Source organism: Rhodococcus sp. SMB37, assembly GCF_004345605.1.
GTDB lineage: Bacteria > Actinomycetota > Actinomycetes > Mycobacteriales > Mycobacteriaceae > Rhodococcus.
This window is the reverse complement of record NZ_SLVY01000002.1, coordinates 82,367-103,370: the sequence shown is the minus strand read 5'-3', so window position 1 is coordinate 103,370 and position 21,004 is coordinate 82,367. Positions and strand designations below refer to the sequence as shown.

General features: G+C 65.9%; 18 protein-coding genes and 3 tRNA genes. 15 read left to right on the top strand and 6 right to left on the bottom strand.

Annotation, left to right across the window (positions count from 1 at the left end; all coding sequences use genetic code 11):
• Positions 1–4: 4 nt before the first annotated feature.
• Both ilvD and EV641_RS03815 read right to left on the bottom strand, forming a co-directional pair.
• On the bottom strand, positions 5–1,846 hold the full coding sequence (gene ilvD, locus EV641_RS03820; RefSeq protein ID WP_132470852.1) for a dihydroxy-acid dehydratase: 1,842 nt from the start codon (positions 1,844–1,846) through the stop codon (positions 5–7).
• 114 nt (positions 1,847–1,960) lie between these two features.
• The gene (locus EV641_RS03815) at positions 1,961–2,482 is read right to left on the bottom strand and encodes a PH domain-containing protein (RefSeq protein WP_054718859.1); all 522 of its coding nucleotides are present in this window, start codon (positions 2,480–2,482) and stop codon (positions 1,961–1,963) included.
• Positions 2,483–2,745: 263 nt separating this feature from the next.
• On the opposite strand from EV641_RS03815, the gene EV641_RS03810 reads away from it, so the two are divergent.
• The 7 genes from EV641_RS03810 to EV641_RS03780 all read left to right on the top strand — a co-directional run bounded on the left by EV641_RS03810 (position 2,746) and on the right by EV641_RS03780 (position 11,987).
• The gene (locus EV641_RS03810) at positions 2,746–4,683 is read left to right on the top strand and encodes an acetolactate synthase large subunit (protein ID WP_132470851.1); all 1,938 of its coding nucleotides are present in this window, start codon (positions 2,746–2,748) and stop codon (positions 4,681–4,683) included.
• Complete coding sequence (gene ilvN, locus EV641_RS03805; RefSeq protein WP_132470850.1) at positions 4,680–5,183, top strand: acetolactate synthase small subunit; 504 nt, start codon at positions 4,680–4,682, stop codon at positions 5,181–5,183. Before EV641_RS03810 ends, ilvN begins: the two co-directional genes overlap by 4 nt.
• Before the next feature lie 50 nt (positions 5,184–5,233).
• Positions 5,234–6,235 carry a ketol-acid reductoisomerase gene (gene ilvC, locus EV641_RS03800; protein ID WP_199233146.1) on the top strand — a complete coding sequence of 334 codons (1,002 nt, stop codon included), beginning with the start codon at positions 5,234–5,236 and terminating at the stop codon, positions 6,233–6,235.
• Positions 6,236–6,337: 102 nt separating this feature from the next.
• Positions 6,338–8,119, top strand: a complete 1,782-nt coding sequence (locus EV641_RS03795) for a SulP family inorganic anion transporter (protein ID WP_132470849.1) — start codon at positions 6,338–6,340, stop codon at positions 8,117–8,119.
• An 87-nt stretch (positions 8,120–8,206) separates the two neighbouring features.
• Entirely contained in the window at positions 8,207–9,160 is a 954-nt protein-coding gene (locus EV641_RS03790) for a hypothetical protein (RefSeq protein ID WP_054717517.1), read from the top strand.
• A 146-nt stretch (positions 9,161–9,306) separates the two neighbouring features.
• Positions 9,307–10,899: a phosphoglycerate dehydrogenase gene (serA, locus tag EV641_RS03785; RefSeq protein ID WP_132470848.1), complete on the top strand. Its 1,593-nt coding sequence runs from the start codon at positions 9,307–9,309 to the stop codon at positions 10,897–10,899.
• 77 nt (positions 10,900–10,976) lie between these two features.
• Positions 10,977–11,987, top strand: coding sequence for a 3-isopropylmalate dehydrogenase (locus tag EV641_RS03780; RefSeq protein ID WP_132471087.1), 1,011 nt, complete (start codon positions 10,977–10,979; stop codon positions 11,985–11,987).
• Positions 11,988–12,037: 50 nt separating this feature from the next.
• Here EV641_RS03780 and EV641_RS03775 read toward each other — a convergent pair whose 3' ends face one another.
• Entirely contained in the window at positions 12,038–13,213 is a 1,176-nt protein-coding gene (locus EV641_RS03775) for an MFS transporter (protein ID WP_132470847.1), read from the bottom strand.
• 112 nt (positions 13,214–13,325) lie between these two features.
• On the opposite strand from EV641_RS03775, the gene EV641_RS03770 reads away from it, so the two are divergent.
• From EV641_RS03770 to EV641_RS03750, 5 genes are all read left to right on the top strand, one after another.
• On the top strand, positions 13,326–14,102 hold the full coding sequence (locus tag EV641_RS03770; RefSeq protein WP_132470846.1) for a fumarylacetoacetate hydrolase family protein: 777 nt from the start codon (positions 13,326–13,328) through the stop codon (positions 14,100–14,102).
• Between the two features lie 84 nt (positions 14,103–14,186).
• Entirely contained in the window at positions 14,187–15,659 is a 1,473-nt protein-coding gene (gene gltX / locus EV641_RS03765; RefSeq protein ID WP_132470845.1) for a glutamate--tRNA ligase, read from the top strand.
• A 207-nt stretch (positions 15,660–15,866) separates the two neighbouring features.
• A tRNA-Gln gene (locus tag EV641_RS03760) sits at positions 15,867–15,938 on the top strand.
• A gap of 85 nt (positions 15,939–16,023) precedes the next feature.
• Positions 16,024–16,099: transfer RNA gene (locus EV641_RS03755), tRNA-Glu, on the top strand.
• Between the two features lie 89 nt (positions 16,100–16,188).
• Positions 16,189–16,261: transfer RNA gene (locus EV641_RS03750), tRNA-Glu, on the top strand.
• A gap of 52 nt (positions 16,262–16,313) precedes the next feature.
• Here the strand turns inward: EV641_RS03750 and EV641_RS29130 are convergent.
• The 3 genes from EV641_RS29130 to EV641_RS03740 all read right to left on the bottom strand — a co-directional run bounded on the left by EV641_RS29130 (position 16,314) and on the right by EV641_RS03740 (position 17,841).
• Positions 16,314–16,481, bottom strand: a complete 168-nt coding sequence (locus EV641_RS29130; RefSeq protein WP_158289117.1) for a DUF5302 domain-containing protein — start codon at positions 16,479–16,481, stop codon at positions 16,314–16,316.
• Between the two features lie 69 nt (positions 16,482–16,550).
• Positions 16,551–17,063 carry a PPOX class F420-dependent oxidoreductase gene (locus tag EV641_RS03745; RefSeq protein WP_132470844.1) on the bottom strand — a complete coding sequence of 171 codons (513 nt, stop codon included), beginning with the start codon at positions 17,061–17,063 and terminating at the stop codon, positions 16,551–16,553.
• A gap of 76 nt (positions 17,064–17,139) precedes the next feature.
• Positions 17,140–17,841, bottom strand: coding sequence for an IclR family transcriptional regulator (locus EV641_RS03740; RefSeq protein WP_132470843.1), 702 nt, complete (start codon positions 17,839–17,841; stop codon positions 17,140–17,142).
• A gap of 129 nt (positions 17,842–17,970) precedes the next feature.
• Between EV641_RS03740 and leuC the strand changes: the two genes are divergently transcribed.
• The 3 genes from leuC to EV641_RS03725 all read left to right on the top strand — a co-directional run bounded on the left by leuC (position 17,971) and on the right by EV641_RS03725 (position 20,907).
• The gene (gene leuC, locus EV641_RS03735) at positions 17,971–19,389 is read left to right on the top strand and encodes a 3-isopropylmalate dehydratase large subunit (protein ID WP_199233132.1); all 1,419 of its coding nucleotides are present in this window, start codon (positions 17,971–17,973) and stop codon (positions 19,387–19,389) included.
• A 24-nt stretch (positions 19,390–19,413) separates the two neighbouring features.
• A complete protein-coding gene (gene leuD / locus EV641_RS03730) occupies positions 19,414–20,010 on the top strand; it encodes a 3-isopropylmalate dehydratase small subunit (protein ID WP_054719645.1) in 597 nt (198 codons plus the stop codon).
• Positions 20,011–20,178: 168 nt separating this feature from the next.
• Positions 20,179–20,907: an HU family DNA-binding protein gene (locus EV641_RS03725; RefSeq protein ID WP_132470841.1), complete on the top strand. Its 729-nt coding sequence runs from the start codon at positions 20,179–20,181 to the stop codon at positions 20,905–20,907.
• The last annotated feature ends 97 nt before the right edge of the window (positions 20,908–21,004 follow it).

The following is a 21,004-nucleotide window of genomic DNA, read 5'->3' as shown; positions in this document are numbered from 1 at the left end:
CGGTCTACGGCACCTGCCGGACCGCGCCCTTGTCTGCGGACGTGGCCAGTGCTGCATAGGCGCGTAGTGCCTTGGAAACCGTGCGTTCACGGTTGACGGGCTGCCACGGGCGCTCCGATGCTTCCATCTTCGCGCGACGCTCGGCGAGCACATCGTCATCGACGAGCACCTCGAGCGCGCGGGTGGCGACGTCGATGCGGATCCGGTCGCCGTTCTCGATCAGGCCGATGACGCCACCCGACGCCGCCTCGGGGGAGACGTGGCCGATGGACAGACCCGACGTGCCACCGGAGAAGCGTCCGTCGGTGATCAGTGCGCACACCTTGCCGAGGCCGACACCCTTGAGGAACGACGTGGGATGCAGCATCTCCTGCATGCCCGGGCCTCCCGCCGGCCCCTCGTATCGCACAACGACGACGTCGCCGGGCTTGACCTTCTTACCGAGGATGACCGAGACAGCCTCCTCCTGGGATTCGACGACGAGCGCGGGCCCTTCGAAGTGGAAGAGGTCCTCGTCGATGCCCGCGGTCTTGAGGATCGCGCCGTCCGGGGCGATGTTGCCGCGCAGCACGACGAGTCCGCCTTCGACGGTGTAGGCGTGTTCGACGTCGCGAATGCACCCGCCCGCAGCGTCGGTGTCGAGCGACGACCACCGGTTGTCCGTCGAGAACGGTTCGGTGGTGCGCACTCCGCCGGGGGCGGCATGGAAGAGTTCGAGTGCCTCGTCCGTGGCCTTGCCGGAGCGGATGTCCCAGTCGTCGAGCCACTGGTCGAAGCTCTCGGTGTGGACGGTGTGCACGTCGGTTTCGAGCAGGCCACCGCGACGGAGTTCGCCGAGGATCGCGGGGATGCCGCCGGCCCGGTGCACGTCTTCCATGTGGTAATCGGAGTTCGGCGAGACCTTCGACAGGCACGGCACCTTGCGGCTGATCGCGTCGATCGTCGTGAGATCGAAGTCGACCTCACCTTCCTGCGCGGCGGCGAGGACGTGCAGCACCGTGTTGGTCGAACCGCCCATCGCGACGTCGAGTGCCATCGCGTTGCGGAATGCCGCGGGGGTGGCCACGTTGCGTGGCAGGACCGACTCGTCCTCGTCGCGGTAGTAGCGAAGCGCCGCCTCGACGACGGTGGTGCCCGCCCGCTCGAACAGTGCGCGCCGTGCCTCGTGGGTCGCCAGTGTCGATCCGTTGCCCGGCATCGCGAGCCCGAGTGCCTCCGTGAGGCAGTTCATCGAGTTCGCCGTGAACATGCCCGAGCACGAACCGCACGTCGGGCACGCGCTCCGCTCGACCTCGTCGAGCCCGGCGTCGTCGACAGCTTCACTCGCAGACGCGGAGATCGCGGTGATGAGGTCGGTGGGTGCCTGCGCCACACCGTTCACGACGACGGCCTTGCCGGCCTCCATGGGGCCACCGGAGACGAACACCGTCGGGATGTTCAGGCGCATGGCCGCATTGAGCATTCCGGGTGTGATCTTGTCGCAGTTGGAGATACACACGAGCGCGTCTGCGGTGTGCGCGTTCGCCATGTATTCGACCGAGTCGGCGATGATCTCGCGGCTCGGAAGCGAGTACAGCATTCCGCCGTGGCCCATGGCGATGCCGTCGTCGACGGCGATCGTGTGGAATTCACGCGCGACGCCACCGGCGGCCCGTACTGCGCCGGCGACGATGTCGCCGACGTCCTTGAGGTGGACGTGGCCGGGCACGAACTGGGTGTACGAGTTCGCGATGGCGACGATCGGCTTGCCGAAATCGGAATCGGTCAGGCCGGTGGCGCGCCACAGGGAGCGCGCGCCGGCTGCGTTACGTCCGACGGTGGTGGTGCGTGACCTCAACGGGGGCATGGGCTGACTTCCTTGACGGGGCTGGTGGTACTACGGCGCGTCGACCTGGTGTGCCCGACTGTGCCGGGCTGTTGCCGTATTGGGGGGCGCGACACGAACGAATCTACGCGCGTGTTATTTGCTGTCGGGATCCGACTCCGTGTCGGCCGGTGTATCGGATATCACGTCGCCATCGTCGTTCGATTCGTTTTCCGCTTCGGCGAGCTGTGCCTCCCGGGCCGCCGCGTACGGGTCGGTGATCCGACCTCCGGAGGCCTCGGCGAGTTGCGGCAGGCGCCCGAAGGTGACGACGGGGAGCGCGACCTCGGTGTCGTCCGTGAGGGTCGCGCGTGCCCAGCCGCGCTTGGGGAATCGGATGCCCTTCAGGGAATCCCAGCCGATCTTCGTCGTGGAGAACGTCGCGCGCGCGACGACGCCGTCGGGGCCGACGACGGTGCGTACCCGCAGCACCCAGGCGGCGACGAGGAACGGGATCACCAACATCCACGAGAATGCGGCAGGCCATGCCATCGCGGGGGACAGCACCGCGAGGAGCAGGAGACCGCACGCGAGGAAAGACAGCCGCGAGATCTGAATGACCTGCGTCGTCGGTTCGGTCGTCGGTTCGGGAGTGTGGGAGGATGGGCTCGGTGGCACGGGCTGCTGTGGAGATGACACCTCACCATCTTCTCACCGCAGCCATGGCATCTCACATTCTGGGACAGTAACCGAACCAAGTTGACTGTTGTACTCCACGCGCCTACCGTCGACCGCGTGAATCAGAATGGGTTGCTCGTAATCGGCCGGCGCGTCGTCGCCTGAGCCGCTTATTGCAACTCGCCCACGACGCGCCACCCTCGTACAGCACAATGCTGACGAGGGTTTTTTGTTGCCCGGAGTCAGAATCAGAGGAATTCGTAGTGAGCGCACCAACCGCACGACCTCAACCCTCGCCGCGGAAGCCGGGGTCTGCCACCCCGACCACCGCAGCGGCCGCGACGCAGCCCACCGGCCGACGCTCGGTAGCCCCCGAGCGGGTCACCGGCGCCCAGGCCGTAGTCCGGGCTCTCGAAGAGCTCGAGGTCGACACGGTATTCGGTATTCCCGGCGGTGCGATCCTTCCCGTGTACGACCCGCTCTTCGACTCGAAGGGCGTGCGCCACGTGCTCGTCCGTCACGAGCAGGGCGCCGGCCACGCCGCGACCGGATACGCGCAGGCCACCGGCAAGGTCGGGGTGTGCATGGCCACGTCCGGCCCGGGCGCGACGAACCTGGTCACTCCGCTCGCCGACGCTCAGATGGATTCGGTCCCCGTCGTCGCGATCACCGGCCAGGTCGGACGTCCGCTGATCGGTACGGATGCCTTCCAGGAAGCCGACATCTCGGGCATCACCATGCCCATCACCAAGCACAACTTCCTTGTCACCGAAGGCGCTGATATCCCGCGCGTCCTTGCGGAGGCGTTCTACCTGGCGTCCTCGGGGCGCCCGGGCGCTGTACTCGTCGATATCCCCAAGGACATCCTGCAGGCGCAGACCACATTCACCTGGCCGCCGGAGATGCACCTGCCCGGATACCGTCCGGTCACCAAGCCGCACGGCAAGCAGGTCCGCGAGGCGGCGCGCTTGATCGCCGACTCCAAGAACCCCGTCCTGTACGTCGGCGGCGGTGTGATCAAGGCCGACGCGTCCGCGGAGCTGCTCGAGCTCGCGGAACTCACCCGCATCCCCGTGGTCACCACGCTCATGGCGCGCGGTGCATTCCCCGACACCCACGAGCTGCACTGCGGCATGCCCGGTATGCACGGCAACGTCGCAGCCGTGGCGGCGCTGCAGAAGAGCGACCTGCTCATCACCCTCGGCGCCCGCTTCGACGACCGTGTCACCGGTCAGCTCGACACGTTCGCTCCCGATGCGAAGGTCATCCACGCCGATATCGATCCGGCGGAAATCGGCAAGAACCGGCACGCCGACGTGCCGATCGTCGGTGACTGCAAGGAGGTCATCGTCGAGTTGCTCGACGCGGTCCGAGCCGACCTCTCGACGGGCACCACGCTCGAGTACACCAAGTGGTGGACCTACCTCGACGATCTCCGTAGCACCTACCCGCTGTCCTACGACCGGCACACCGACGGCACCCTTTCGCCGCAGTATGTGATCCAGGCCGTCGGCAAGCTCGCCGGACCCGACGCGATCTATTGCGCCGGAGTCGGCCAGCACCAGATGTGGGCTGCGCAGTTCGTCGACTACGAGAAGCCGCGCACGTGGCTGAACTCCGGTGGCCTCGGCACCATGGGCTACGCCGTGCCGGCTGCGATGGGCGCCAAGATGGGTAAGCCGGAGGCCGAGGTCTGGGCGATCGACGGTGACGGCTGCTTCCAGATGACCAATCAGGAGCTCGCGACGTGCGCGGTCGAAGGTGTGCCGATCAAGGTCGCGTTGATCAACAACGGCAACCTCGGAATGGTGCGTCAGTGGCAGACGCTGTTCTATGAGAAGCGGTACTCGAACACCGATCTGTCCACGCACAGCCTGCGTATCCCCGATTTCGTGAAGCTGGCCGAGGCTCTCGGCTGCGTCGGCATCCGTGTCGAGCGTGAGGAGGACGTCGAGGACGCGATCCGTCAGGCCCAGGCCATCAACGACCGTCCCGTTGTCATCGACTTCATCGTCGGCAAGGACGCCCAGGTGTGGCCCATGGTCGCAGCGGGAACCAGCAACGATGAGATCATGGCCGCCCGCGACATCCGTCCGTTGTTCGACGACGACTCCGCCGACGACCCCACCGTGATCCACGAGACCATCGAGCGCGACCGCGCGCGCAGCGAGCAGGCTGCCGCCGAGGAGGAAACCAAGTGAGCACGAGCCACACCCTCAGTGTTCTCGTCGAGGACAAGCCGGGCGTGCTGGCCCGAGTCGCATCGTTGTTCTCGCGTCGCGGCTTCAACATCGAATCGCTCGCGGTCGGTGGCACGGAGATTCCGGAGATTTCCCGGATGACGATCGTCGTGACGGTCGACGAGTTCCCGCTCGAGCAGGTCACCAAGCAACTCAACAAGCTCGTCAATGTCATCAAGATCGTCGAGCAGGAGAACGAGGCGTCCGTCGCTCGTGAACTCCTGTTGATCAAGGTGCGCGCCGACGCCAGCGTGCGCACGCAGGTCATCGAGACGGTGAACCTGTTCCGGGCCAAGGTGATCGACGTCTCTCCCGAATCGGTGACCATCGAAGCCACCGGTACCCGATCGAAACTCGATGCGCTGCTGCGGATGCTCGAACCGCACGGCATCCGCGAGATCGTGCAGTCCGGAGTCGTGGCGGTCGGACGCGGTCCGAAGTCCATCACGGCGACCCGTTAGCCTGAACACACCCATATTTCCTGAAAGAGGTAACCACTGTGGCAGTCGAGATGTTCTACGACGACGACGCCGACCTGTCGATCATCCAGGGCCGTAAGGTCGCGGTCATCGGATACGGCAGCCAGGGACACGCGCACTCGCTGAGCCTGCGCGACTCCGGCGTCGAGGTTCGTATCGGCCTCAAGGAGGGCTCCAAGTCGCGGGCCAAGGCCGAAGAAGCGGGCCTGACCGTCGGCACCCCGGCCGAGGTTTCGGAGTGGGCCGACGTCATCATGGTGCTCGCTCCCGACACCGCGCAGGCGTCGATCTTCAGCAGCGACATCGAGCCCAACCTGAAGGACGGCGACGCGCTGTTCTTCGGCCACGGCCTCAACATCCACTTCGACCTGATCACGGCACCGGCGAACGTCACCGTCGGCATGGTTGCGCCGAAGGGCCCCGGTCACCTCGTGCGTCGTCAGTTCGTCGACGGCAAGGGCGTTCCGGCTCTGATCGCCATCGACCAGGACCCGAAGGGTGAGGGCCAGGCGCTCGCGCTGTCCTACGCCAAGGGCATCGGTGGCACCCGCGCCGGCGTCATCAAGACCACGTTCAAGGAAGAGACCGAGACCGACCTCTTCGGCGAGCAGGCAGTGCTCTGCGGTGGCACCGAGGAACTGGTCAAGACCGGTTTCGAGGTCATGGTCGAGGCGGGCTACGCCCCCGAGATGGCTTACTTCGAGGTTCTCCACGAGCTCAAGCTCATCGTCGACCTCATGTACGAAGGCGGCATTGCCCGCATGAACTACTCGGTGTCGGACACCGCGGAGTTCGGTGGCTACCTCTCCGGTCCTCGCGTCATCGACGCCGGCACCAAGGAGCGCATGAAGGAAATCCTCGCGGACATCCAATCCGGCGAGTTCACCCGTCGCCTCGTCGCCAACGTCGAGAACGGCAACACCGAGCTCGAGGGCCTGCGCAAGGCCAACGCCGAGCACCCGATCGAGGTCACCGGTAAGAAGCTGCGCGACCTGATGAGCTGGGTCGATCGCCCGATCACCGAAACCGCCTGATCGGTTCGGACTTCTGCCGGAGGCCCGGTACACCTCGAGGTGTACCGGGCCTCCGGTGTGTGCGGACCACCCGAACCCGGCCCGTCGGGAGATACTGGACGAATGTCGCTCTGGACCGGGCTCTGTCGGTTGCCAGGTATCGCCACCGCACGTACGTACCAGCGCGGCTGGTTGCGGAGCGACATCGGCGCCGGACTCGCACTCAGCGCGCTTCTCGTGCCCGCAGGGATGGGATATGCGCAGGCGGCGGGTCTGCCCCCGTACACCGGCCTGTACGCCACGATCGTGCCGATGCTGGTGTACGCGTTGGTCGGCCCCTCTCGAATCCTCGTGCTCGGCCCGGATTCCGCGCTCGCCCCGCTCATCGCGGCGGCGGTGATTCCGCTTGCATCGGAGGGTGACCCACAGCGGGCGATCGCGCTTGCCGGTGTGCTGTCCGTGCTGGTCGGCCTGATTCTCCTGGTCGGGGGAATCCTCCGTCTCGGGTTCATCACAGAATTGCTGTCCAACCCGATCCGCCTCGGCTTCCTCAACGCGATCGCGGTCATCGTCATCGTGGGGCAGCTGCCCTTGTTGGTGGGTACCGAGGACGACGAGACCGGTGTGCTCGCTGAGCTTGCGGATGTCGTCGACGACGTCTTCGAAGACGGCGTGCACCTACCGGCGTTCCTGATGGGGGCCGCGTGCATCGCCGTGATCGTCGCTGCTCGGAAACTTGTTCCCGTCGTCCCGGGTGTGCTGATCGCCGTCGTCGGCGCGGTCGTGGCGACGACGGTGTTCTCCCTGACCGACCGGATGGCGATGGTCGGCGCACTGCCCTCGGGTTTCCCGGCGCCCGCGCTCGGTGGTGTCGGATGGGAAGACGCCGCCGAGTTGCTCGGGCCCGCCGTCGCGATCGCTGTGATCGCGTTCGCGGACACGGCGGTCCTGTCCCGTACGTTCGCGATGCGGCACGGCGAGCATGTCGACGGTAGCTCGGAGATGCGCGCGCTCGGTGTGGTGAACGTCGCGGCGGGGATCACGGGTGGATTTTCGGTGTGCGGTAGCGGCAGTCGCACTCCGGTCGTCGAGGAAGCCGGGGGCCGCACGCAACTCGTAGGTGTGGTCGGCGCCCTGACCGTCCTGGTGTTCCTGTTGGTCACACCGGGGCTCACCGCCTACCTCCCTCAGGCGGCGCTCGGCGCGGTCGTGATCGTGGCGGCGAGTTCCCTGATCGACCTCAGTGCGCTGCGGCGTCTGTGGACGGTGAGCAAGGTCGAATTCGGGCTTTCTGTCGCGGCATTCGCCGGTGTCGTGTTTGCAGGGGTGCTGCGCGGCGTACTCGTCGCCATCGGCCTGTCGCTGATCGTCGTACTGGTGCGCGCGTGGCAACCACACCGCACCGAGCTCGTCGAATTGCCCGACGTCGCCGGATATCACGATGCGGAGCGGCACCCCGAGGGGCATCGAATCGATGGGCTCGTTCTGGTACGGTTCGACGCACCGTTGTTCTTCGCGAACGGATCGATCCTCACCCGGTACGTCCGAGAACTCGTGCGCGACGCCGAAAGTCCGGTGCGCTGGGTCGTGCTTGCCGCGGAGCCGATCACCGATCTCGATACCACCGCTGTGGAGGCGATCGAGGAGCTCGACGAGTATCTCGATCGCAAGGGTATCCGTCTCGGCTTCGCGGCCATGAAGGGACCTGTCAAGGATCGGTTGAATCGAATGGCCACCCGGGGGCGCTTCGATGAGGAGCGGTTCCATCCGACCGTCCGCACCGCGGTCATCGCGTTCCGTCATCGCGATGACGACGTAGATCGTCGAGATGTGGATGCCCCTCCTCTCGATGTCGTCGACGGAACCGAGTTGCGAGGAGACCCGGTGCCGGACGAGGAGGGATGACCTCGACAGTTCGAGGTGTCCGAATTGTGATCAGTGTGCCTGGTGTGGCACCTGGGTTCGGCTCGCCGGTTCTCGTACGGTGTCGCCATGGGACGGAGTCTGAGAACAGCGGCAGGAGCGGTGATCCTGACGGCACTGTGTGTAGGTGGCGCCACGGCTTCTGCGGGCGCCGAACCTGCATTGCCGGGCATCGTGATCCCCGGCGTGGAGGTCCCCACGATCGGTGACGTTCTTCCCCCTGCTCGCTCGGAGCTGTTCGGTGGTGGTCGAAACCTGTTCCCCGACAGGAGGTTCGTGGCACTGTACGGACACCCCGGCGGACCCGCGCTCGGGGCCTTAGGAGAACAGGACACCGCCGGTGCGATCACGCGCGTGCGCGACCTCGCGGCCCAGTATCAGCAGTTCTCGACGGAACCGGTGCTGCCCGCATTCGAGATCATCGCGACCGTCGCATCCGCCGATTCCGGTACCGACGGGCGCTTTTCACGCATCACACCACCCGATCAGTTGCGGCCTGTGATCGACGAAGCGGAGGCGGCCGGTGTCTACGTCATTCTGGATCTGCAGCCCGGCCACACGCACTTCCTCGAACAGGCTCGGATCTACGAAGAGTTCCTCGCGCGACCGAACGTCGGTCTCGCACTCGACCCGGAATGGCGGCTGGCGCCGGGGCAGCAGCACATGGTGCAGATCGGGTCCGTCGATTCGGCCGAGATCAACGAAGTGGTGGCCTACCTCGCCGATATCGTGCAGCGGCACGATCTGCCACAGAAGATGCTCGTTCTCCATCAGTTCCGCAGTTCGATGATCACCGGGCGTGAGTTCGTCGATGCCGGCAGGCCCGAGATCTCGGTGGTCCTGCACGCGGACGGGCACGGGTCACCGGCGCAGAAGTTCGACACGTGGAGCGCGCTGCAGAGCGGACTCCCGCCGCAGATCCACATGGCGTGGAAGAACTTCTACGACGAGGATCTGCCCACGTTCACCCCCGAACAGACCATGGCCATCGAGCCGAAACCGGTGTTCGTGTCGTTCCAGTGAGTACCGGCGAGTAGCCGCCGCATCCCCGTGGGCCCGCAGAGACCGCCGGGGCACTAAACTATGGGCGGTCACGGCTTCGACACGCCTACCGTCAGGTGCCCGCGCCGTCGACTACTCACCACATCCACGACACAGGGAGTTTGCACGTGAGCCAGAATGGCCGTCCAGTAGTCCTGATCGCCGACAAGCTTGCGCAATCGACCGTCGATGCCCTCGGTGACGGAGTCGAGGTGCGCTGGGTGGACGGCCCGGACCGCCCGGCGCTGTTGGCCGCTGTGCCCGACGCGGACGCATTGCTGGTGCGGTCGGCGACGACCGTCGACGCCGAGGTCCTCGCCGCGGCTCCGAAGCTGAAGATCGTCGGCCGCGCAGGTGTGGGCCTCGACAACGTCGACATCGCCGCCGCCACCGAACGTGGCGTGATGGTCGTCAACGCTCCCACCTCGAACATCCACTCGGCCGCCGAGCACGCCGTCGCGCTGCTGATGTCGGCCGCGCGCCAGGTGCCCGCCGCCGACCGCACGCTGCGTGAGCGCACCTGGAAGCGCTCGAGCTTCAACGGCACCGAGATCCTCGGCAAGACGGTCGGTGTCGTGGGCCTCGGCCGGATCGGCCAGCTGTTCGCCCAGCGCCTCGCTGCATTCGAGACCCATGTCATCGCGTACGACCCCTACCTGCCCGCCGCGCGCGCCGCGCAACTGGGCATCGAACTGGTCGACATCGACGAGCTCGTTTCGCGCGCGGACTTCATCTCGGTGCACCTGCCGAAGACGAAGGAGACCGCAGGCCTGATCAACGCCGAGCGACTGGCCACGGCCAAGGACGGCGTCATCATCGTCAACGCCGCCCGTGGCGGTCTCATCGACGAGGATGCGCTGTACGATGCACTCACCTCGGGCAAGGTCCGCGCTGCCGGACTCGACGTGTTCAACACCGAGCCGTGCACCGATTCGAAGCTGTTCGACCTCGACAACGTCGTCGTCACCCCGCACCTGGGTGCCTCGACCTCCGAGGCACAGGACCGCGCCGGCACCGACGTCGCCAAGAGCGTGCTTCTCGCCCTCGCCGGCGAATTCGTACCCGACGCCGTCAACGTCTCCGGCGGCCCGGTCGGTGAAGAGGTCGCGCCGTGGCTCGAACTCGTCCGCAAGCTCGGCCTGCTCGCCGGCACTCTCTCGCCCGAGGCCGTGCAGAACGTACAGGTCGTCGCGAGTGGTGAGTTGTCGGTCGAGAACACCGAGATCCTCGGCCTGGCTGCGCTCCGCGGCCTGTTCTCCGCCAGCAGCGACGAGCCCGTCACCTTCGTCAACGCTCCGCAACTCGCCGAGCAGCGCGGCGTGAGTGTCGAGGTCGAGAGCGTGAGCGAGGCCCAGACGCACCGCAGCTCCGTCGAGGTGCGCGCCGTGGCAGCCGACGGTGGCGTCACGACCGTGGCAGGAGCCCTCACCGGCCTGCAGCAGGTCGAGAAGATCGTCAACATCAACGGACGCAGCTTCGACCTGCGCGCCGAAGGTCACAACTTCATCGTGCACTACCAGGATCGTCCCGGCGTTCTCGGCACCCTGGGCACCGTCCTCGGCAACGCCGGCATCGACATCCAGGCCGCAGCGCTCAGCCAGGACGCAGAGGGTGACGGCGCGACCGTGATCCTGCGTGTCGACCGTGTCGTCGCCGACGCCGAGGTCGCCCAGATCGTCGAGCAGCTCGATGCGCGTGTCGCGCAGGTCGATCTGTCCTGACCATTGCATTGCACCGTTCGGTGGCCGCGACCGTCTGCACGGTCGCGGCCACTGTCGCACAGGAAGAGAGCAAAGAAATGAAACTTGCGGTCATCCCCGGTGACGGCATCGGTGTCGAGGTCACGGCCGAGGCGCTGAAGGTCCTGAACAAGCTCGTGCCGGATCTCGAGACAACGGAATACGACCTCGGCGCGCGCAGGTACAACGCGACCGGTGAGCTCCTGCCGGAGGCCGATCTCGCGGCGATCCGTGAGCACGACGCGATCCTGCTCGGCGCGATCGGCGACCCCTCGGTGACCCCCGGGATCCTCGAGCGTGGCCTCCTGCTGAACATGCGCTTCGCTCTCGATCACCACGTCAACCTCCGTCCGTCGCGGCTGTACCCGGGATCGAAGTCCCCGCTCGCTGCGAACCCCGACATCGACTTCGTCGTGGTGCGCGAGGGTACCGAAGGCCCGTACACGGGCAACGGTGGCGCAATCCGCGTCGGTACCCCGCACGAGATCGCGACCGAGGTGTCGGTCAACACCTGGTTCGGTGCCGAGCGTGTCGTGCGTTACGCCTTCGAGCTCGCCCAGACCCGCCGCAAGCACCTCACGCTGATCCACAAGACAAACGTGCTGTCCAACGCCGGCGCGATCTGGACCCGCGCAATCGAGACCGTCGGCAAGGAGTTCCCGGAGGTCGAGACGGCGTACTGCCACATCGACGCGGCGACCATCTACATGGTCGACAACCCGTCTCGCTTCGACGTCATCGTCACCGACAACCTGTTCGGCGACATCATCACCGACCTCGCCGGCGCGGTCACCGGCGGTATCGGCATGGCCGCGAGCGGCAATATCGATGCCTCGGGAACGAATCCGTCGATGTTCGAACCGGTCCACGGTTCCGCACCGGACATCGCGGGCAAGGGTATCGCCGATCCGACGGCTGCGATCCTGTCCACCGCGCTGCTGCTGCGCCACCTGGGCCGCGAAGAGGACGCGGCGCGCGTCGAGGCTGCCGTCGAGGCAGATCTCGCCTCGCGCGGTGATTCACCGATCGTGACCACCGAGATCGGCGACCGCATCACCGCCGCACTCTGAACACCGGTGCGCGGTTTCGGTAGTGCGTACTACCGAAACCGCGCACGGCATCAGTCGTTCTTCGGTACCACCGGTACAGCTGCCGCAGGGGCGATCGCCGAGAGCGCGAACGCGGCGGGAAAGCCGACCGCGGCGATGAGTGCACCGAACACCGGGCCCACGGCCGCGGCGAAGACGAACTGGCCGGTGTTCTGGATGCCGAGCGCCCGCCCACCCCAGTACGGTCCGGCGATCTCGGCGACTGCTGTGAACGCGAGGCCGTTGGGACTCGATGTGGCGACCGACGCGACGAGCAGCACGGCAACGGCGACAGGGGAGTCCGTGAGCGAGGTCGCCGCGAGCGCCACCATCGACACCGCAGTGATCATCGACACGATCCGCAGCGGGCCCAACCTGCTCCCGACCCGATCGGACCACGCTCCCACGGCCACCCGGCCCAGCGCGCCGAGGATCTGTGCCGCAGTGATCACCAGTCCGGCGCCGGTCTCGTCCCAGCTGCGGTCGACGATCAACCACACCAATGCATATGTCCACACGACATATTGAGGAATCACCAGCAGGATCGATGCGACGTGGATGCGGGTCAGCGCAGCGCCGGTCCGGTACGGATTCGCCAACGCTCCGGTGCGCGCGGCCTCGGCCCGGTCGGGACGCGGTGGGTCGACGATCCCGATCGCGCATGCAACGGCGGCGACGCCGCACACGAGCGCGGGAAAAGCCAGTGCCCACGCAGTCCCGTGATCGCGTGCCAGTTGCGGAATGACGAGTGCGGAGGCAGCGACGCCGAGCGGCACCGACATCTGACGGATCCCCATCGCAAGCCCGCGCTGATGCATCGGAAACCAGCCGACGACTACGCGACCACTGGCCGCGTTGGCACTCACCGCGCCCGCACCGGCGCACATGAGCAGAATTCCGAGGACCGCCGGTGATGTGGTGAACGTCGCAGCGGTGACTGCAGCGGCGGTGATCGCCATGCCGGCGGACAGTGCGAGGCGTTCGCCGAAGCGATCGGCGAGTGCACCCCAGGCGACGAGGGTGAACATGCCGCCGAACAGCGGTGCGGAGGCAAGGGTCCCCGCCTGTGCGAGGGTGAATCCGGCCTCGTCGTGCCAGGTCGGGATGAGGAATGCGGCACCGTTGATCACTGTCGCCTGTGCAGTCTGGGCGAACACACCCAGTGCAAGGATCAGCCATCGTCGGTTCCCGATCGTGAGCGTGTCCATACCTTCCCACTATCTGAGAAAATGATCCCGTAATTTGAAACGTGAAGGAACTCTATACCGACGGGGACTGCGCGTCGATCGGAGTGGGAAGGGCGACCGATAGACTCCCCGCATGCGCCTTGGTCGAATCGCCAGTCCGGACGGTGTCGCTTTCGTCAGTATCGAAGGGGAGGGGGACTCCGCGATCGCGAAGGAGATCGCCGAGCACCCGTTCGGTACTCCCACCTTCACCGGCCGGAGCTGGCCCCTCGCGGATGTGCGGCTGCTCGCGCCGATCCTGGCGAGCAAGGTGATCGCGGTCGGGCGAAACTACGCGGCCCACGCGGCGGAGTCGGGCAACGAGGTACCCGACGAGCCTGTGATCTTCCTCAAGCCCAACACGTCCATCGTCGGTCCCGGTGCGCCTATTGTGATTCCGCGGAACACGTCTCTGGTGCACCACGAGGCCGAGCTCGCGGTGGTCATCGGACGGCCGTGCAAGGACGTCACCGCGGCGAAGGCCCGCGAAGCGATCCTCGGCTACACGATCGCCAACGATGTGTCCGCCCGCGACCATCAGGCGAAGGACGGCCAATGGGCCCGCGCCAAGGGGCACGACACCTTCTGTCCTCTTGGCCCCTGGATCGAAACCGATCTGGACGCCTCCGACCTCGAGATCTCCGCCGAGGTCAATGGGCTGCCCCGCCAGCGCAGCCGGACTTCGATGATGGTGCACGACATTCCGGCACTCGTGGAATGGGTGTCGGCGGTCATGACCTTGCTGCCGGGCGACGTGATCCTCACGGGTACGCCGGAAGGCGTCGGGCCGATCGAGGCCGGCGACACCGTCTCGATCACGGTCGAGAAGATCGGCACGCTCACCAACCCTGTGGTCGCGAAGGGCGCTTGAGCTGCCGACACGGCCGTTCCTGCCGTGCGTCCGGGGGCTAGCCTGGAAGGGTCTTGATTTCCGTCCCTCGACCCGAGTGAGCCGATGACCACCAGCGAAGTTCGCGTCCGTTTCTGTCCGTCCCCGACCGGTACCCCGCATGTGGGTCTCGTGCGCACCGCCTTGTTCAACTGGGCATTCGCGCGGCACCACGGTGGCACGTTCGTCTTCCGTATCGAAGACACCGACGCCGCCCGGGACAGCGAGGAGTCGTACCAGGCGATCCTCGACGCGTTGCGTTGGCTCGGTCTCGAATGGGACGAGGGGCCCGAGGTGGGTGGCCCCTACGAGCCCTACCGGCAGTCCCAGCGACGGGACCTGCACCTCGACGTCGTCTCGAAGCTCCTCGAGGCCGGTGAGGCATACGAGTCGTTCTCGACGCCGGAGGAGGTCGAGGAGCGGCACAAGGCGGCCGGGCGCGATCCCAAGCTGGGGTACGACAACTTCGACCGCGACCTCACCGCCGGGCAGCGGCAGGCCTACCTCGACGAGGGGCGCAAGCCGGTCGTGCGGCTCCGGATGCCGGCCGAAGATCTGACCTGGAACGACCTTGTGCGCGGTGAGACGACGTTCAAGGCGGGCACAGTGCCCGACTTCGCGCTCACCCGCGGCAACGGCATCCCGTTGTACACGCTCGTCAACCCCGTAGACGACGCCCTGATGAAGATCACGCATGTGCTGCGGGGGGAAGATCTGCTCTCGTCGACGCCCCGTCAGCTCGCGCTGTACGCCGCACTGGAGCGCATCGGCGTGGCAGATTTCACCCCGGAGTTCGGACACCTACCGTTCGTGATGGGTCAGGGCAACAAGAAGCTGTCCAAGCGCGACCCGGAGTCGAACCTCTTCCTTCATCGGGACCGCGGATTCGTTCCGGAGGGCCTGCTCAACTACCTCGCGCTCCTCGGCTGGGGGCTCGCCGACGACCGCGACGTGTTCTCGCTCGACGAGATGGTCGCGGCCTTCGACATATCCAAGGTCAACTCGAACCCGGCCCGCTTCGACCAGAAGAAGGCCGACGCGATCAATGCCGAGCACATCCGGTTGCTCGAGCCCGCAGACTTCGCGGCGCGTCTGAAGGCCTTCCTCGTCGAACACGGGCACATCACTCCGGATGTCGACGACAAGCTCTTCGCGGTGGCCGCGGATCTCGTCCAGACCCGAATCGTCGTCCTCGGCGACGCATGGGGCCTCCTGAAGTTCCTGTTCGTCGACGAGGCGGACTTCGAGCTCGACGAGGCGTCCGCGGCGAAGAACCTCAAGGACGACGCCGCAGCGGTGCTCGACGCGACGATTGCGGCTACCGAGGGCCTCGACGTGTGGGCCACCCCTGAACTCGAGGGAGCGCTCAAGGCGAAGCTGATCGACGAACTCGGCCTCAAGCCGCGGAAGGCGTTCGCGCCCGTCCGTGTCGCCGTGACCGGCTCGCATGTCAGCCCGCCGCTCTACGAGTCGATGGAACTGCTCGGTCGCGAGCGCTCGCTCGCGCGCCTGCGGGCCGCCCGCGCGTCCATCGCCTGATCCGGCCGAATAGGAGGAGGGCCCCGCCATCGCGGCGGGTGCCCTCCTCTGCTTGTGTTCCCGGGCGTCCGCCCGCGCTCCGGGCCTCGCGAATTTATGGGACCTGACCAGGCGATTTGTAGTTCTGCACCCCGTTGGTGTTAATCTTCTTCTCGGTTCGGAACGGAGGCCGGAGCGCGAACAGTGCGGGCCGAAGGAACAAACCATTGGGGTATGGTGTAATTGGCAACACAGCTGATTCTGGTTCAGCCATTCTAGGTTCGAGTCCTGGTACCCCAGCTGCGGTGCGGTGATTTGCCATCGTATCTCGGTCGGTTTAGGCTGGCTGAGCTTCCTCCAGGGAGCGCAAACAGAAGAAGATCCTGGCCCCGTCGTCTAGCGGCCTAGGACGCCGCCCTCTCACGGCGGTAGCGTGGGTTCGAATCCCATCGGGGCTACCATGGATCTCCTCCGACCTCCGGGTCGGAGGGATTCTTCTTCTGTCGGGTTCGATCACCGGACACGGTCGATCGAGTCCAAGCAAGTTCGTGGCCCCGTCGTCTAGCGGCCTAGGACGCCGCCCTCTCACGGCGGTAGCGTGGGTTCGAATCCCATCGGGGCTACAACGAAGAAGACCCTCCGGAAATCCGGAGGGTCTTCTTCTTTTCTTACTGGTCAGCCACTCTTGCGTCGGAATTGGCGGTGGTGGTCTGCATTGGCATGTGGACCGTGGGCCTTCGACGTCGCGTCGAGGTGTGCTGTGCCGCCGCTCTTGCCCTGCTTCTTGCGTTCGAGTGCTGCGAGGAACTCTTCCTTGATGCGTTCTTTTGCCGGGTCGGTCATCTTTCTCCTACCTCCCTCCTGATGGCGAATGTAGCGCGGCAGGAGCGGCCTGTCGCGTGAATTTCGCCGTCAACGACCGACCCGAGGCATATACGCGGCGGTTGTGCCGCCGAGGGGGACCGCGGGCATGCCGAGCTTGCGGTGGTCCCAGGACCGAATGCGTTGCGGCACCACCCGTACCGACACCCTCTTGTGCATCATCTGTTCCACGGCGGGGCGCATGTTGTCCGTGTACGGGCCGGTGTAGCGCTCCCATACGTCTCGGCAGACGCCGAACAGGGTGTCGTGATCTTCGATGATCTCAGCGCGACCTTCGATCGCGACGCCGCGCAGCTGGTCGTACGTGTCGCCGGCTTCGACGAGTGCCGTGATGCGATCGTCGCGGCGAAGATTCACGACCTTCTGCGATTTCGCTTTCGTCTCGAACCAGATTTCGCCGTCCAGCACGGCGTACCACATGGCCACCAGATGTGGTGTGCCGTGCGGTCCCAGCGATGCCAGTGTGGCAACGCGGCTCTGGTGGAGGAATTCGCTGATCTCCGGTTCTGTCATCGCGATCTCTGCGCGGCGGTTCGTTCCCATGCGCAGAACTGTGGCACACCCGGACGGGGTGTGGCAGCAAACGCCCCTTGCGCCCCAGCGGTGCGAATTGCGCGGATTACAAACGCTTGTGCAGTGCTTCTGCAGCGGCGAGCAGGTCGGCGGCCCAGCGAGCACCCGGCCGGCGGCCCATTCGGTCGATCGGGCCGGAAACCGAGATCGCTGCCACCACCGTGCCATTGCCGTCGCGCACGGGTGCGGCCACGGAGGCGACACCGGGTTCGCGTTCGGCTGCGCTCTGTGCCCAACCGCGTCTGCGGACCTCGGAGAGCACGCGTTCCCCGAACGCGGCATCGGGGAGGAGCGTGCGCTGAGTGGCCGTATCGGCCCAAGCGAGCAGAACTTTGGCGCCGGACCCGGCCGTCATCGGCAGGCGGGCGCCCACGAGGACGGTGTCGCGCAGGCCGGTCGGAGGTTCGAGTGCGGCGACGCAGACACGTTGTGTGCCGTCCCGGCGGTACAGCTGCACGCTCTCCCCGGTGATTTCGCGAAGCCGGGGGAGTACGAGAGAAGCCGCCTCGACGAGCGTATCGCCTGCGCCTGCAGAAAGTTCGGCCAGGCCGGGGCCCGGTCGCCATTGGCCGTCGCCGTCGCGCATCAGAAGGCGATGGACCTCGAGCCCTACCGCGAGACGGTGTGCTGTCGCACGTGGTAGGCCGGTGCGCGCACACAACTCGTTGAGATTGCATGGTTGCTCTGCCGCCGCGTGGAGGACAGTCATCGCTTTGTCCAGCACGCCGATCCCGCTATGCTGTCTCATAGGTCGATACCTCCGTCTCGCATAATGGGAAGCATAGCGCATCCGGATCGGGACGGAAACGGCACCAGACGCGACTCGGACAGCCCCGAGCTTCGGGTTCGCGTACGGCACGTACGACAGGTGGAGAGAATGGCTGGAAAGACTCTGGCAGAGAAGGTGTGGGACCAGCACGTGGTTGTGCGCGGTGAGGGAGAGGGCTCGGCGCGTCGGCCCGACCTGATCTACATCGACCTGCATCTCGTACACGAGGTCACCAGCCCGCAGGCGTTCGACGGTCTGCGGCTGGCCGAGCGAGGCGTGCGACGCCTCGATCTGACGATTGCGACCGAGGATCACAACGTCCCGACGATCGACATCGACAAGCCGATCGCTGATCCGGTGTCGCGCACACAGGTCGAGACGCTGCGCCGAAACTGTGAAGAGTTCGGCGTGCGGCTGCATCCGATGGGTGACATCGAACAGGGCATCGTGCACGTGGTCGGGCCTCAGCTCGGACTGACTCAGCCCGGCATGACGGTGGTTTGCGGCGACAGCCACACCGCCACCCACGGAGCGTTCGGCTCGATCGCAATGGGTATCGGCACCAGCGAGGTCGAGCATGTGCTGGCGACCCAGACGTTGTCGCTGCGTCCGTTCAAGACGATGGCGATCAATGTCGATGGTGCACTGCCACCGGGTGTCACGAGCAAGGATCTGATTCTCGCGATCATCGCGCAGATCGGTACCGGAGGCGGACAGGGCTACGTGCTCGAGTATCGCGGCGAGGCAATTCGTAAGCTCTCGATGGAATCTCGGATGACGATCTGCAACATGTCGATCGAGGCGGGTGCCCGTGCAGGGATGATCGCGCCCGACGAGATCACCTACGAGTTCCTGAAGGGGCGCCCGCACGCACCGCAGGGCGATGACTGGGATGTCGCGGTAGCGGCCTGGGAGCAGCTGAAGACCGACGAGGACGCAGTTTTCGACGCCGAGGTCCACATCGACGCCAGCGCGCTCACCCCGTTCGTCACGTGGGGAACCAATCCGGGGCAGGGCCTCCCACTCGGCGCATCGGTGCCGGTACCGGAAGAGATCGCCGACGAGACCGAACGCCACGCAGCCGAGAAAGCTGTCCGCTACATGGACCTCGAGCCGGGTATGCCCTTGCGTGAGATCAAGGTCGACACCGTCTTCGTCGGGTCGTGCACCAACGGCCGCATCGAGGACATGCGGGCAGTCGCCGAGGTTCTGAAGGGCCGCAAGGTTGCTGACGGTGTTCGGATGCTCGTCGTTCCAGGATCGATGCGTGTTCGTGCTCAGGCCGAGTCCGAAGGTCTCGGTGAGATCTTCGTTGCGGCAGGCGCAGAATGGCGTCAGGCCGGCTGCTCGATGTGCCTGGGAATGAACCCTGATCAGCTTGCGCCGGGTGAGCGTTCCGCCTCGACGTCGAATCGCAATTTCGAAGGCCGCCAGGGCAAGGGTGGGCGAACACACCTCGTCTCCCCGGCTGTGGCCGCCGCCACGGCCGTTCGTGGCACACTGTCCGCCCCGGCGGATCTGGACTAGAGCACGGGACGAGGAGAGAATTCGATGGAAGCCTTCACTACTCACAAGGGCATCGGCGTTCCGCTGCGCCGGTCCAATGTCGATACCGATCAGATCATTCCCGCGGTCTACCTGAAGCGGGTCACCCGCACTGGATTCGAGGACGGACTGTTCGCCGGATGGCGCACCGACCCGGCCTTCATCCTCAACACGCCGCCGTTCGACCGCGGCAGCGTTCTCGTGGCCGGCCCGGATTTCGGAACGGGATCCTCCCGAGAGCACGCCGTCTGGGCCCTGTCCGATTACGGGTTCCGGGTGGTGATCTCGCCGCGTTTCGCCGATATCTTCCGCGGCAACGCAGGGAAGGCCGGACTGCTCGCCGCTCAGGTCGGTCAGGACGATGTCGAATTGCTCTGGAAACTCATCGAACAGCAGCCGGGTCTCGAACTCGAGGTGAGTCTGGAGAGTCGGACTGTGACCGCCGGAACAACCGTGGTGCCGTTCACCATTGACGACTACACGCGGTGGCGTCTGATGGAGGGTCTCGACGACATCGGGTTGACATTACGCCAGGTAGAGGCGATTTCCGAGTACGAGAAGGCAAGGCCTTCTTGGAAACCGCGCACCATCGAGGCGCCCTGAGAGGAGCCTCCGACACTGCCGTACGGGCCCGAGCCGAACAGGATTCGGCGCGGGCCCGTCCCCGTATTTGCATGAGAATTGGCGTGGCACATAGACTCTTGACCGTTTGCGGGGCTACCGTGGACTCGAGTCGGTCTGACGGTGGACCGTGATATGCGGAGGAAATCAATGAACAAGGCAGAATTGATCGACGTTCTGACCGAGAAACTCGGTTCGGACAGGCGCACCGCGACGGACGCTGTCGAGCACATCGTCGATGCGATCGTTCGCGCCGTGCATGCCGGCAACAGCGTCACCATCACCGGTTTCGGCGTGTTCGAGCAGCGTCGTCGCGCGGCTCGTGTCGCTCGTAACCCGCGTACGGGTGAGACCGTCAAGGTCAAGCCGACGTCGGTTCCGGCGTTCCGCCCGGGTGCTCAGTTCAAGGCGGTCATCGCCGGCACCCAGAAGCTCCCGGCGAGTGGTCCGGCAGTCAAGCGCGGTGCCGCTGCGGCAGTGAAGAAGTCCGCTGCTGCGAAGAAGGCTGCCAAGAAGACCGCAGCCAAGAAGACCACGGCGGCGGCAAAGAAGACCACCGCGGCGAAGACCACCGCGGCGGCGAAGAAGACCACGGCGGCCAAGAGCACTGCAGCCAAGAAGACCACGGCGGCAGCAAAGAAGACCACCGCGGCCAAGAAGGCTCCGGCCAAGACCACGGCGGCCAAGAAGACCACCGCGGCCAAGAGCACTGCAGCCAAGAAGACCACGGCGGCAGCAAAGAAGACCACCGCGGCCAAGAAGGCTCCGGCCAAGACCACGGCGGCCAAGAAGACCACCGCGGCAGCAAAGAAGACCACCGCGGCCAAGAAGGCTCCGGCGCGGAAGACCACGGCTCGCAAGTCCGCGGCCAAGAAGTAGGTCTGTGCGACATCTCATCGGCCCGTGCACTGCGGGCTGAGCACTTCGGCGGCTACCGGTTTCCGGTAGCCGCCGAAGTTGTGTCCGATCGAGGTGA

What these genes read in the sequence shown, in the direction of transcription:
- ilvD (WP_132470852.1), bottom strand. Translation starts at nt 1,846, where the DNA reads ATGCCCCCGTTGAGGTCACGCACCACCACCGTCGGACGTAACGCAGCC.
- ilvC (WP_199233146.1), top strand. Translation starts at nt 5,234, where the DNA reads ATGTTCTACGACGACGACGCCGACCTGTCGATCATCCAGGGCCGTAAG.
- EV641_RS03795 (WP_132470849.1), top strand. Translation starts at nt 6,338, where the DNA reads ATGTCGCTCTGGACCGGGCTCTGTCGGTTGCCAGGTATCGCCACCGCA.
- EV641_RS03790 (WP_054717517.1), top strand. Translation starts at nt 8,207, where the DNA reads ATGGGACGGAGTCTGAGAACAGCGGCAGGAGCGGTGATCCTGACGGCA.
- EV641_RS03780 (WP_132471087.1), top strand. Translation starts at nt 10,977, where the DNA reads ATGAAACTTGCGGTCATCCCCGGTGACGGCATCGGTGTCGAGGTCACG.
- EV641_RS03775 (WP_132470847.1), bottom strand. Translation starts at nt 13,213, where the DNA reads ATGGACACGCTCACGATCGGGAACCGACGATGGCTGATCCTTGCACTG.
- EV641_RS03770 (WP_132470846.1), top strand. Translation starts at nt 13,326, where the DNA reads ATGCGCCTTGGTCGAATCGCCAGTCCGGACGGTGTCGCTTTCGTCAGT.
- gltX (WP_132470845.1), top strand. Translation starts at nt 14,187, where the DNA reads ATGACCACCAGCGAAGTTCGCGTCCGTTTCTGTCCGTCCCCGACCGGT.
- EV641_RS29130 (WP_158289117.1), bottom strand. Translation starts at nt 16,481, where the DNA reads ATGACCGACCCGGCAAAAGAACGCATCAAGGAAGAGTTCCTCGCAGCA.
- EV641_RS03745 (WP_132470844.1), bottom strand. Translation starts at nt 17,063, where the DNA reads ATGGGAACGAACCGCCGCGCAGAGATCGCGATGACAGAACCGGAGATC.
- EV641_RS03740 (WP_132470843.1), bottom strand. Translation starts at nt 17,841, where the DNA reads ATGAGACAGCATAGCGGGATCGGCGTGCTGGACAAAGCGATGACTGTC.
- leuC (WP_199233132.1), top strand. Translation starts at nt 17,971, where the DNA reads ATGGCTGGAAAGACTCTGGCAGAGAAGGTGTGGGACCAGCACGTGGTT.
- leuD (WP_054719645.1), top strand. Translation starts at nt 19,414, where the DNA reads ATGGAAGCCTTCACTACTCACAAGGGCATCGGCGTTCCGCTGCGCCGG.
- EV641_RS03725 (WP_132470841.1), top strand. Translation starts at nt 20,179, where the DNA reads ATGAACAAGGCAGAATTGATCGACGTTCTGACCGAGAAACTCGGTTCG.